The organism is Stenotrophomonas sp. TWI1409 (genome assembly GCF_039673015.1).
Classification (GTDB): Bacteria; Pseudomonadota; Gammaproteobacteria; order Xanthomonadales; family Xanthomonadaceae; genus Stenotrophomonas; species Stenotrophomonas maltophilia_A.
This window is the reverse complement of the sequence record NZ_JBDJKU010000095.1, coordinates 1-11,653: the sequence shown is the minus strand read 5'-3', so window position 1 is coordinate 11,653 and position 11,653 is coordinate 1. Positions and strand designations below refer to the sequence as shown.

General features: G+C 65.8%; 10 protein-coding genes. 1 reads left to right on the top strand and 9 read right to left on the bottom strand.

Annotated elements, in window-relative coordinates:
• Nucleotides 1-72 precede the first annotated feature (72 nt).
• From ABE423_RS19390 to ABE423_RS19355, 8 genes are all read right to left on the bottom strand, one after another.
• Nucleotides 73-957, bottom strand: a complete 885-nt coding sequence (locus ABE423_RS19390) for a hypothetical protein (protein WP_346487213.1) — start codon at nucleotides 955-957, stop codon at nucleotides 73-75.
• A 162-nt stretch (nucleotides 958-1,119) separates the two neighbouring features.
• Nucleotides 1,120-2,826, bottom strand: a complete 1,707-nt coding sequence (gene dld, locus ABE423_RS19385) for a D-lactate dehydrogenase (protein ID WP_346487211.1) — start codon at nucleotides 2,824-2,826, stop codon at nucleotides 1,120-1,122.
• Complete coding sequence (gene lldD / locus ABE423_RS19380; RefSeq protein WP_110712678.1) at nucleotides 2,823-3,962, bottom strand: FMN-dependent L-lactate dehydrogenase LldD; 1,140 nt, start codon at nucleotides 3,960-3,962, stop codon at nucleotides 2,823-2,825. The genes dld and lldD overlap by 4 nt, the downstream gene beginning before the upstream one ends.
• Nucleotides 3,963-3,966: 4 nt before the next feature.
• Nucleotides 3,967-4,731, bottom strand: a complete 765-nt coding sequence (lldR, locus tag ABE423_RS19375; RefSeq protein WP_049398449.1) for a transcriptional regulator LldR — start codon at nucleotides 4,729-4,731, stop codon at nucleotides 3,967-3,969.
• 53 nt (nucleotides 4,732-4,784) lie between these two features.
• Nucleotides 4,785-6,443, bottom strand: coding sequence for an L-lactate permease (lldP, locus tag ABE423_RS19370; protein ID WP_121503536.1), 1,659 nt, complete (start codon nucleotides 6,441-6,443; stop codon nucleotides 4,785-4,787).
• 222 nt (nucleotides 6,444-6,665) lie between these two features.
• The gene (locus ABE423_RS19365) at nucleotides 6,666-7,118 is read right to left on the bottom strand and encodes an MgtC/SapB family protein (RefSeq protein ID WP_005410036.1); all 453 of its coding nucleotides are present in this window, start codon (nucleotides 7,116-7,118) and stop codon (nucleotides 6,666-6,668) included.
• 159 nt (nucleotides 7,119-7,277) lie between these two features.
• Nucleotides 7,278-8,036: an SDR family NAD(P)-dependent oxidoreductase gene (locus ABE423_RS19360; RefSeq protein ID WP_049398446.1), complete on the bottom strand. Its 759-nt coding sequence runs from the start codon at nucleotides 8,034-8,036 to the stop codon at nucleotides 7,278-7,280.
• A gap of 95 nt (nucleotides 8,037-8,131) precedes the next feature.
• Entirely contained in the window at nucleotides 8,132-8,425 is a 294-nt protein-coding gene (locus ABE423_RS19355; RefSeq protein WP_125894599.1) for a hypothetical protein, read from the bottom strand.
• 57 nt (nucleotides 8,426-8,482) lie between these two features.
• Here ABE423_RS19355 and ABE423_RS19350 point away from each other — a divergent pair, with 57 nt between their 5' ends.
• A complete protein-coding gene (locus ABE423_RS19350; RefSeq protein ID WP_049398445.1) occupies nucleotides 8,483-9,436 on the top strand; it encodes an AraC family transcriptional regulator in 954 nt (317 codons plus the stop codon).
• Between the two features lie 92 nt (nucleotides 9,437-9,528).
• On the opposite strand, the gene ABE423_RS19345 is transcribed toward ABE423_RS19350, so the two are convergent.
• Nucleotides 9,529-11,439, bottom strand: coding sequence for a CocE/NonD family hydrolase (locus ABE423_RS19345; RefSeq protein ID WP_285302999.1), 1,911 nt, complete (start codon nucleotides 11,437-11,439; stop codon nucleotides 9,529-9,531).
• Between the last annotated feature and the right edge of the window lie 214 nt (nucleotides 11,440-11,653).

Below are 11,653 nucleotides of genomic sequence, written 5' to 3'. Positions count from 1 at the left end.
TCCCCGCCCCGTTGGGGGTGTTGCGGGGGGCTTGGCTCTCTCCTCTCCCCCCGCTGCCCCCGACTCTACATTTCAGGGTTCGGTATACCCCGCACAATCCGGCAGCGCCTGGTCGGGGTGGAATACCCCATCGCTGAAGCGGAACAGCCGCGTGTAGGTGCACGCCGGGTCCTGCTCGGTGCGCAGATCCTGCTTCTTCAACGGCCCCTTGGCCAGCGAATCCTCGAAGCGCGAAACACCGGCCGGGAACCGGGTCGCCACGGTCTGGTAGCGCAGCACCGGCATGCCCTCGGCGACCGTATCCAGCGCCAGCTTCGCCGAGAAGCCGTATTCGTCATGGCAGGCACCTGCGCGCTGCTTGATGTCCTGTTCGCTGAAACAGGCGCGGATCATCGCATTGCCCAGCCATGGCACGGTCAACACGTCGTCGTCCACCTGGATGTCGTCCTGCAGGTGGCGCACGCGTGCCAGTTGCAGCGTGGACGCGTCGGCACCTCCACCGGAGTAAATGGCGCTGAACGTGACGATGCCACCCACCAGCACATTCTGGCGGGCGCGCTGCTGCGGGTCGGTCACCGGTTCATCGCTGCCCACGCCAGGTGCCAGCCGCACGATCCACGGCCACAGCGACAGCTCGCTTTCCTGCGGCACGTCGATGCTGACGTGGTAGGTGTGTGGCGTGCCCTGGCCCGGTTCCTTCTCAAGTACTTCCAGCACGGTCGGCCGGTCACCATCTTTGGCAACCGGCTGCACGCGCACGCACCAGTTGCCGTCCCGCGTGCACTCGTAGAGCCCCACCGGCCCCGTCTCACTGGCGATCAGCACCTGCCCCAACGGCTCCATCACGTTGCCCGCAGCGTCACACTGCTGCGGCAGGATCGAGCCCTGCGTCAGCGCCAGCATCGGGGTGGCCAGCAGTGCAACGCACACGGTCGTGCGGGCAACGATGGAGGGCATGGGCGGCTCCTGCGGTTGGGATTCCGATGGTAACCGTTGCCCGGGCAGAGTCGAGCCATGCCCGACTTCGTCTTTGTAGAGTCGAGCCATGCTCGACTGCTGTCTGTCGGGAATTGCAGCCGAGCATAGGCTCGGCTCTACAGTAAAGCCACGTTGTATCCGTCAATGCCCACTACAGTCGCAGCCACCCCACCCTTTCGCCTTCGATGTCTGGCCGATGCCCGGATTGAACGTATTGCTCGGATCCAGCTGCCTGTAGAACCCGGCCAGCGCCGGCTTGGCCGGGTACAGGTGGCCGACGTTGTGCTCGGCTGGATACTCGGCGCCACGCTGGTCCAGCAACGCCCACATCGCATGCTCGATCGCCATCGGGTCTTCGCCTTTGCGCGCGATGTAGTCCTGGTGGAACACGTGGCACAGGAAGTGCCCGTAATACAGTTTGTGCAGCAGGCGGCCATCGATATCGACCGGCAGCTGCTCGAACCAGTCGGCATCATCGCGGCGCAGGGCGATGTCCAGCGCGACGATGTCCTGCACCTGGTCGCGGTGTACCTCGCGGTAGCGCACCGCGGCGCCGGCCACAGCGAAGCGATGCAGGAACGCCTTGCGCCCCTCATCGGCCGTGCAGTGGAAGTAGCCGCCCTCATGGTCGGCGAAGAAGCCGCGCAGCCAGGCCTCGGTTTCCGCGGCGTCCTGCGCGGAGACCTTCAGCAGCAGATGATGCTCGTAGCGCTGGCGGAACTCGCCCATGCGCTTGGGCAGGTGCGAGGGCAGCAGGCCGGTCAGCACCTGCATCACCCGGTCGGTCACCCCGCGCAGGCCCAACCGTTCGAACCAGCCATCGACGCGGCTCTTCAGTGCGAAGGCGGCCGGCACGCGGGCGGTGCCGAGGCGGTCGATCAGCAGGAAACTGTCCTTGCCGTAGCGCTCGCCGATGTCATAGGCATCGCGGTGGATGTATTCGCCGGCAATCGGCAAGCGTTCGAAGCCGGTCAGCAGCTGGCGCCGGATCGCGGTGAGGCTGTCGGTGCGGTTGCTGCCGATATAGAAGACCTCGGCGGCCTCCTTCTCGAAGGTATCCAGGCGCACCGCGAATACTGCCAGCTTGCCGGCAGACCCCGCTGCCTCGAAGTGGCGGCTGGGGTCGGCATTGAAGCGTGCCGGCGTATCGGCATCGACCCGGCGCACTTCCTCGGCGTAGCGTGGATCGGAGGCGGCGCGGCCATCGCCGTCCCCAACGTCGGCAGCAGCATAGTCGCCGGCCTGCAGGCGCTGCAGGATCTGCTCGGGCGTATCACCCAGCGCGATGCCCAGATGGTTGACCAGCTGCAGCTGGCCCTGCGCATCGACCTGCGCATACAGTGCCAGTTCGGTATAGGCCGGGCCACGGCGCACCAGCGCGCCGCCGGAGTTGTTGCAGATGCCACCGAGTACCGACGCACCGATGCAGGACGAGCCGATCACCGAATGCGGTTCGCGGCCGAGCGGTGCCAGCGTCTGCTCCAGGCGGTCCAGCGTCGCGCCAGGCAGGCACAGCACCTGGCGGCCCTCGTTCAACAGCTGGATGCCGGTCAGGCGCAGCGTGCTGACCAGCACGATCGGACGCCCATAGTCGTTGCCATCCGGGGTCGAGCCACCGGTCAGGCCGGTGTTGGCCGCCTGCAGGATGATCGCTGCCCCGCCCTGCACCGCCGCCTGCAGCACACGCCACAGCTCCAGCAGCGTCCCCGGGCGCACCACCGCCAGCACCGGGCCGTCGCCGAAACGGTAGCCACGGCGGAAACGGCGGGTGGCCTTGTCGCCGGTCAGTACATGGCGGTTGCCGACCGCATCGCGCAACTGCGCCAGCACGGCATCGTGGCCACTCACGGCAGGTTGACCAGCGAATCGCGGCCGATGTCAGCGATGCGGCGCGCACCGGTCAGTGTCATCGCCACGCGCATTTCCTTGGCAATCAGGTCCAGCAGGTTGGCCACGCCCGCCTCGCCCTGCGCTGCAAGTGCATAGACGAAGGCACGGCCCAGCAGCACGGTATCGGCACCCAACGCCAGCATGCGCACCACGTCCAGGCCGGTGCGGATGCCGGAATCGGCGAGGATCTTCAGGTCGCCCTGCACCGCATCGGCAATCGCCGGCAATGCACGCGCGGTGGACAGCACGCCGTCGAGCTGGCGGCCACCGTGGTTGGAGACCACGATGCCATCGGCGCCGAACTTGACCGCATCACGTGCGTCATCCGGGTCGAGGATGCCCTTGATCACCATTGGGCCCTTCCAGAACTCGCGGATCCACTCCAGGTCCTTCCACGAAATGGAGGGATCAAAGTTGCTGCCCAACCAACCGATGTAATCCTCCAGCCCGGTCGGGTTGCCGCGGTAGGTGGAGATGTTGCCCAGATCATGCGGGCGGCCGAACAGGCCCACGTCCCACGCCCAGTGCGGGTGGGTGATGGCCTGGCCGATGCGGCGCAGCGAGGCATTCGGGCCGCTCATGCCCGAGTGGGCATCGCGGTAGCGCGCACCCGGCACCGGCATATCCACGGTGAACACCAGGGTGGTCACGCCCGCGGCCTGCGCCCGCTCCAGCGCGTTGCGCATGAAACCACGGTCGCGCAGTACATACAGCTGGAACCACATCGGCCGCTGGATGGCCGGTGCCACTTCCTCGATCGGGCACACCGATACGGTGGACAGGGTGAACGGGATGCCACGGCTGTCGGCCGCGCGCGCCGCCTGCACCTCGCCGCGCCGGGCATACATGCCGGTCAGGCCGACCGGCGCAAGTGCCACCGGCATCGCCAGCGTTTCGCCGAACAGTTCAGTTTCCAGGCTCAGGTCGGACATGTTGCGCAGGATGCGCTGGCGCAGCGCGATGTCGGACAGGTCGGAAACGTTGCGCTTCAGCGTGTGCTCGGCATACGCGCCGCCATCGATGTAGTGGAACAGGAACGGCGGCAGCCGGCGTTGCGCTGCGGCACGGTAATCGGTGGAGGCGGAGATGATCATGGGGTCAACCGTGTGGGGAAGGTAGACGCGAGGCCCGCGCACGCCGGGCTTCGTTGTCATCGAGGGTGCGCAGCGTGGTGTGCACGAACTCGAGGTGGGCATGCGCGGCGGCGCGCGCGCGTTCGGGGTCGCCGGCCAGCACCGCGTCCATCATCTCGCGGTGCTGGTCGGACAACGGCGAGAAGGTCCTCGCCGAGGTGTAGAGCTTTTCGCGGCTCTGCGAGATGTTGGTCTGCAGCAGGTCGAACAGGCCGCGCATCACCTGCAGCAGCACCAGGTTGTGCGAGGCCTCGGCGATGGACAGGTGGAAGGCCGCGTCGGCCTCGGCTTCACCGGTGGGATCGTCCTTGCCGTGCGCGTCCATCATGGTCTGGAAGGCCTGCGCGATGCGCGTACGATCCTCATCGGTGGCGCGCAGCGCGGCGTGCCAGGCGGTGGCACCTTCCAGCGCGTGGCGGATCTCCAGCACGTCGAAGCGGTATTCCGGGTCGCCCTGGAACAGCGGCAGGTACGGCGCCAGCGGTTCATCCAGCGCCTGCCGCGCGCGCGCCGCGGGTTCGGCCACGTAGGTGCCGCCACCGACCCGTGCGGTCAGCAGGCCCTGGCTGGCCAACTGCGCGATGGCCTCGCGCAACGCCGTTCGCGAGACCCCCAGCTGCACCGCCAGGGTGCGTTCGGCCGGCAGCCGGTCACCCGGCTGCAGCCGCTGTTCCTGCACCAGGCCGCGCAGCTGCGCGGCCACCTTGTCCGAAATACGTTGCGTGCTCATGGCGTCATTGTGGCCCGAAGCGCGCAGCGGGTGGTCGACTGACCGTGCATGGCTCAGGGAATCATCCAGGTCAGCCAGTAAGCCTGGGCCAGGGTGATCAGGCCGACCATCGTGGTGAAGATCAGGCTGTGCTTGACCGTGAAACGGAACAGGTCCGATTCCTTGCCGGCCAGGCCGACCGCCGCGCAGGCAATGGCGATCGACTGCGGCGAGATCATCTTGCCGGTCACGCCGCCAGTGGTGTTGGCCGCCACCAGCAGCACGTCGGACACGCCGATCTGCTGCGCGGTGGTGGCCTGCAGTGCCGAGAACAAGGCATTGGACGAAGTATCCGAGCCGGTCAGGAACACGCCCAGCCAGCCCAGGAACGGCGAGAAGAACGGGAACGCATCGCCGGTGTGCGCCAATGCCAGCGCCAGCGTCGCCGAAAGGCCCGAGTAATTGGCAATGAAGGCGAAGGCCAGCACCATGCCGATCGAGTAGATCGGCATGCGCAGCTCACGCACGGTCTCACCGAAGGTCTGCAGCGCCGAACGGGCCGGCATGCGCAGCGCGATGATGGCGATCACCGCGGCGAGGATGATCGAGGTGCCGGTGGCCGAGAACCAGTCGAACTTGTAGATCGCCTCGTAGCTGAGCGGTGCATCCACGATCGGCGGCATCTTCTGCACCATCTGGTCCAGGCCCGGCACCGGGATCTTCAGCACCCAGCTTTCCAGCGGGCCGCCCGCCGCGAACAGCGACTTGAACGGCTTGATGCTCCACAGCGTGACCATCGCAGTGAGGATCAGGAACGGGGACCAAGCCTTGGCGATCTGGCCGACGCTGTAGCGCGGCGCCTCCAGTGCCTGTGCGGCCGCCTCGGCGCTGGTTTCGGTGTCGAAACGGAAGATCCGCACCGGCTTCCAGCGGCGCAGGAACAGCGTCAGGCAGACCAGCGAGGCCAGCGACGCGGTGATGTCCGGCAGCTCCGGGCCGATGAAGTTGGAGGTCAGATACTGCGCGATGGCGAACGAGCCACCGGCCACCAGCACTGCCGGCCAGGTTTCCTTGATGCCGCGCCAGCCATCCATGATCGCCATGATCCAGAACAGCACGATGATCGTAAGGAACGGCAGCTGGCGCCCAGCCATCTGGCCGATCTCGAAGGCATCCAGACCGGTGACCTGCCCGGCCACGATGATCGGAATGCCCATCGCACCAAAGGCGACCGGCGCGGTGTTGACGATCAGGCACAGGCCGGCGGCATACAGCGGTTTGAAGCCCAACCCGACCAGCAGTGCCGCGGTGATCGCCACCGGTGCACCAAAACCGGCTGCACCCTCCAGGAAGGCACCGAAGGCGAAGCCGACCATCAGCATCTGCAGGCGCTGGTCCTCGGTGACCGACAGGATCGAGGCGCGGATGATGTCGAACTGCCCGGTCTTGACCGAGACTTTGTAGAGGAATACCGCGCCGATGATGATCCAGGCGATCGGCCACAGGCCGTAGACGAAGCCGAAACCGGCCGCGCCCAGCGCCTGGCTCAGCGGCATGCGGTAGAACAGCAGGGCGACGCCGAGCGCGATGGCCACGGTGATTGTGCCGGCCAGCCAACCCTTCATGCGCAGCACGGCCAGGGCGACGAAGAAGAACGCGATCGGCAGCAGCGCGATCAGGCTGGACAACCACAGGTTGCCGGCGGGGTCGTACAGGTGTTGCCAGGGCTGCATGAGGGCTCTCGACTGGGGCGGGATGTGCTCCACCGCAGGCGGTGGGTCGCCATGGTCGTCGATTATTGGTATTACCAATAATGATTTCGATCAGACCACTTGCAGCGGATTTAACCGCCGCTCCGACGAAGCGCCTATTAGACCATAGGGCTAGATGCCATATTGGTCCGACCATTTAGATCCCGTGATAGTGCCGGCCGCTTGCCGGCAATTCGAGATTCCCTACGAAATCCGCTTCTCCAACCGCCGCATCACCGCCAGCACCAGCACGCACAGCACGCTCACCCCGATGGCAATCACGTACTTTCCTATGCCCACGGCGATGCCGATGGCCGCCGCCATGATCAGCGAGCTGGCCGTGGTCAGGCCGCTGACCTGATCCTCGCGTGACCCACGCAGAATGGTGCCGGCGGCAACGAAGCCGACGCAGGCGACCACGGCTTCGATCAGGCGCACCGGGTCGACCTGCAGCAGGTCGCGGTAACGCTCCTGCTGGAAATGCTCTGCCACTGAATCGCCGAGTCCAACAATCAGCGCAGCAGCGCCGGCAATCAGCATGTGGGTGCGCAGGCCCGCAGCGTGCTTGCCCATCTCGCGCTCGACACCGAGCACGCCGCCGAACAGCATTGCTGCGGCCACGCGCAGCAGGATCGAGACATCCTGGGTGAGTTCCATGGGCAGGCTCCGGGCGTTTCCCGGAGCGTTGCTCGGCAGCCGTGGGATGGCGGTGAAGACGATGGCACGCCCTCTTCACCGCATGCTTCACCGCATGCGCTCATCCACGCATGGCCTGGATCTACTGGCCATCGCCATGCGTAACCTTCACGCACTCGATCATTGCGCCAGATAACCACCATCGATCGCATAGTATGTGCCGGTCGCGAACGAGGCGTCGTCGCTGGCCAGCCAGGCAACCAGCGCCGCCACTTCCTCGGCCGTGCCCAGCCGCTTCAACGCGTGGCGGCCTTCCAGCGTGGCGCGCACCTTCGGGTCCATCTTCTCCAGCAGCGGCGTGCTGATGAAGCCCGGGCCGACCGCGTTGACACGGATGCCGTCGGCTGCATGCTCCCAGGCGGCGGTCTGGGTCAGCCCGACCACGCCGTGCTTGGCCGCCACGTACGCGGTGGAACCGGCATAGCCCACCTGGCCCAGGATCGAGGCCATGTTGATGATGCTGCCACCGGTTCCGGCCGTGCGCATCGCCTGGATCTGCGCACGCTGGCACAGGAACACACTGGTGAGGTTGACGTCGATTACCCGCTGCCAGCCATCGATCGGATAGTCACCGCTGCTTGCGGCCGGCCCGCCGATACCGGCGTTGTTGACTGCCACATGCAGGCCGTCGAGTTCCTTGATCGTGCGCTGCACCGCCGCCTCCACGGCCGCGTCGTCTGTAACGTCCAGCGCAATGCCGATGGCCTGTGCACCGGCACTGCGCAGCTGCGTCACGGTGGCATCGACTGCATCCTGCTTCAGGTCCCAGACCGAAATACGGGCACCGGATGCGGCCAGCGTCTGCGCCACGGCCAGGCCGATACCGGACACGCCGCCGGTCACGATCGCGGTCTTGCCGGTGAGCTGGTAGTCAATCATCTGCGTTCTCCATCAGTGGGGGTATCGATGTGACCTGCAATGGCCAACCGCCCCACCCTACGCGCCCGCTCGTGATGGCCCGGCCGACATCACGTCTACGGGTGATCGTTCCAGCCATGAAACCTCAACTCAAGTTGATGTATGGAATTGCGTACGGATATGCATGCAAAACGCTGGCGTATGTTCGGCGGCATTTTCACTTTGGCCGTAATCGTCAATCGTTTTGACCATATTGAAATCAAAAGCGCGCGAATCAAGGCGACAATGGGAAACGTTTCCAGTTTCTTCGACACATTCCATTCAACCTGGTGTTCCCCCACCATCCAGCGTGCCCACGCCCCTGCTTCCCAGCATGTCTGCACGGGTAACGACGGGATCTGCATCTGCATTGCAGAGCGCGTGGGCGAGGTAATGCCAGCGTCCACCTCCAAAGCACGTGCCGAGCGATGTCCCGATATTTCACTTTTGCTGATTACCGCCGCTTCGGCCACCGCCATGGCTTCGATTACCGCGCCGACCCCGAACACCTGCGTGACGACCAGTGGGCCGGCCATGGCGAGGTCAACGAGCAGTTCCTGCGCGGCGGCATGAGCCTGATCGCCTCCGACGTCCATAATCGCTTCCCTTATGTCGCCACCGCCCAGCAGAGTCCCGGCCTGGCCATCCGCGTGATGCTGCAGGGCCAGGTTGATGTGCGCATTCCGCGACGTGGTGGTTTCACCCTGCGTGCTGGTACGGCGATGACCGCGCACCACCGCGAACAGGTTGAGATGACGGGTGCGCATCCTGGCGAAACGCGCATGCGCGGCGTCAGCGTGATGGTGCCCGGCCAGATCGATCCGGACCTGTTCCAGCTGCCACAGTTGGAGACCGCGCTCAACACCCACCTGGAATGCCGCCACTGGGCCATTCCGCATACCCTGCTGCCGGTGCTGGGCCAGCTGTTCGAAAGCCCATGGGAGGACGGCATCGACGCGTTGTGGCGCGAAGGCGTCGCACTGCAGCTGCTGGCCGTTGGGCTGAAGGCCGAGGATCTGCAGACCGACCATGTACGAACGCTGCGGGCTGGCCAGCGCGAGCGCCTGGAGCGCGTGCGTGCCTACCTGCATGACGATCCCAGCCACGCCCATAGTCTGATCGAACTGGCCCAGCTGGCCTGCATGAGCCCAAGCTCGCTGCGCCGTCATTTCGCCCAGCAGTACGGCTGCTCGGTGTTCGACTACCTGCACGAACAACGCATGCGCCACGCCGAGCAGGGCCTGCGCGAAGACGGCTGGACTGTCGAGCAGGCTGCGGCCGCCAGTGGTTACCGCCACCCCAGCAACTTCGCGGCTGCATTCCGCAAGCGTTTCGGACTGGTACCCAGCCGCTGGCGCACTGGACCCTCAAAGGTCGGATAGCAGCTTCTGCTTCACGCCATCGCGGATGCCGGCCAGCGGCCGGCACGACCGCGCACCGCCGGGTATCGCGCACCCGGCGCACCTCATCAACCTCAATACACCGGCAGATCGATGTAACTGGCCTGCGCCGCGCTGTGCCAGACCCGCTGCGTGGCCTTCTGGTAATCGCCGGGCTTGGCCAGGTAGACGTTCGGCACGTAGGTCTGCGGGTTGCGGTCATACAGCGGGAACAGACTGGACTGCACCTGCACCATCACCCGGTGCCCCTTCTGGAAGGTGTGGTTGGCGTTGGGCAGGTCGAAGCGGTACGGCAGCACCTCGTTGGCGGCCAGCGGCTTCGGATCGCTGAAGCTCTCGCGATAGCGACCACGGAAGATCGCCAGCGACACCGGCAGCTCGTAACCGCCCATCTCCGGCGTCGACGCTTCCTGGTCCGGATACACGTCGATCAGCTTCACCACCCAGTCGCTGTCGGTGCCGCTGGTCGACGCCTGCAGGTGCACCACCGGTGCGCCGCCGATGCGCAGCGGCGCGGTCAGCGGTTCGGTGATGAAGGTCAGCACGTCCGGGCGGCCATCAACGAAACGCTGATCCTTGACCAGCCAGGTGGTCCACATGTCACGGTCACCGAAACGGACCGGGCGCGGCACGAACGGCACCGGCTTGGCCGGGTCGGACACGTATTCCTCGAAGTCACCCTCGCCCGCCGCCGGCGCCTGGAACGCCAGCTTGCCGCCGGCCCGCAGGTACAGCGGCTTGCTGCTGGCGGTACAGCCCTTGTCGCAGCTGCGAGGCCAACCCTTCAGGCGATCCCAGTGGTTCTCGCCGGTGTTGTAGATCAGCACCGGCGGCGTATCCGCCTTCGGCGCACCGTCCACCAGGTACTGGTCAAAGAACGGCTTGAGCACATCACGGCGGAACTGCAGCGCGGTATCACCATCGAACTTCAGCGCGCCCAGCTCGCTGCCACTGTAGTTCACCTGGCTGTGCCGCCACGGCCCCATCACCAGATAGTTGCGGTTGTTGCCGCTGTCGCGCCCTTCCATTGCCTGGTAGGCGTGGTTGGCACCCCACATGTCCTCCTGATCCCACAGACCCTGCAGCCACATGGTCGGCACCTTCAATGGCGTCTTCGCCATCACCGCGTCCAGCGCCTGGCCCTGCCAGAAGCCGTCATAGGCCGGGTGCTCCACCAGTTTCTTCCACCAGGTCAGCTGGTCCACGCCGGTGAAACGCGCGTAGTCGCCGGCCGAACCGATACGCAGGAAGGTGCTGTAGTCATCGTAGCCGAGGCTGGGCAGCGGCGTGCCCTTGCCGCGCTTCTCGGTCTGCATCGCGAAGTAGTTGAAATTGACCTGGCGGAACGCGCCGTAGTTGAGCCAGTCGTCGCCCATCCAGCCATCCACCATCGGGCTCTGCGGCGCGGCCACCTTCAGCGCCGGGTGCGGGTCGGTCAGCGCCATCACCACGGTGAAGCCCTCGTACGACGAGCCGAGCATACCGACCTTGCCGTTGCTCTCCGGCACGTTCTTCACCAGCCAGTCGATGGTGTCCCAGGCGTCGGTGGAGTGGTCCACCTTGGTGTTGTTCAACGGTCCGCGCAGCGGCCGGGTCATCACGTAATCGCCCTCGGAGCCATACTTGCCGCGGATGTCCTGAAATACGCGGATGTAACCGCCATCGACAAATACCTCGTCGCCCTGCGGCAGCAGGTCGCGCATGCGCGGCGAATCACTGCGGCTGGCGCGGCCGGCAGCATCGTAAGGCGTGCGGGTGAGCAGGATCGGGGCATTGCGCGCGCCCTTGGGCACCACGATCACCGTATACAGCTTGGTGCCATCGCGCATCGGCACCATCACCACGCGCTTGTCGTAGTCACGACCGACATCAGGGGCAACGAAGGGCTTGCCGCTGATGTCCGGGGTCATCGGCGGGGTTTCGGCGGCCAGCACTGTGCTGGACAGGCAAAGGGCAATGGCTACAGCGACGGCACGCACACGCATGGACAACCCCTCCCGGCAGGAAAGCCTCAAGCCTACTCCTGCCTTGAGCCGTGAAGTGTGTGCAGGCTTTGCATTCTGCGGTGGATGTGGGCAGGACTGATGGCACATGTGCGACCAGCTGCTGCGCTCGTCGGCAACCGGTAGTGGGGGGGGGCGGGGGGGGCCAAACAAACACACCCAGACCCGCACAGAGGTGGGGAAGCCGGGCCCCCGG

Excerpts from the sequence above, each read along its gene's own strand:
- ABE423_RS19345 (WP_285302999.1), bottom strand. The coding sequence starts at position 11,439 with ATGCGTGTGCGTGCCGTCGCTGTAGCCATTGCCCTTTGCCTGTCCAGC.
- ABE423_RS19350 (WP_049398445.1), top strand. The coding sequence starts at position 8,483 with ATGTCCCGATATTTCACTTTTGCTGATTACCGCCGCTTCGGCCACCGC.
- lldP (WP_121503536.1), bottom strand. The coding sequence starts at position 6,443 with ATGCAGCCCTGGCAACACCTGTACGACCCCGCCGGCAACCTGTGGTTG.
- ABE423_RS19390 (WP_346487213.1), bottom strand. The coding sequence starts at position 957 with ATGCCCTCCATCGTTGCCCGCACGACCGTGTGCGTTGCACTGCTGGCC.
- ABE423_RS19360 (WP_049398446.1), bottom strand. The coding sequence starts at position 8,036 with ATGATTGACTACCAGCTCACCGGCAAGACCGCGATCGTGACCGGCGGC.
- ABE423_RS19365 (WP_005410036.1), bottom strand. The coding sequence starts at position 7,118 with ATGGAACTCACCCAGGATGTCTCGATCCTGCTGCGCGTGGCCGCAGCA.
- lldR (WP_049398449.1), bottom strand. The coding sequence starts at position 4,731 with ATGAGCACGCAACGTATTTCGGACAAGGTGGCCGCGCAGCTGCGCGGC.
- lldD (WP_110712678.1), bottom strand. The coding sequence starts at position 3,962 with ATGATCATCTCCGCCTCCACCGATTACCGTGCCGCAGCGCAACGCCGG.
- ABE423_RS19355 (WP_125894599.1), bottom strand. The coding sequence starts at position 8,425 with ATGCAGATGCAGATCCCGTCGTTACCCGTGCAGACATGCTGGGAAGCA.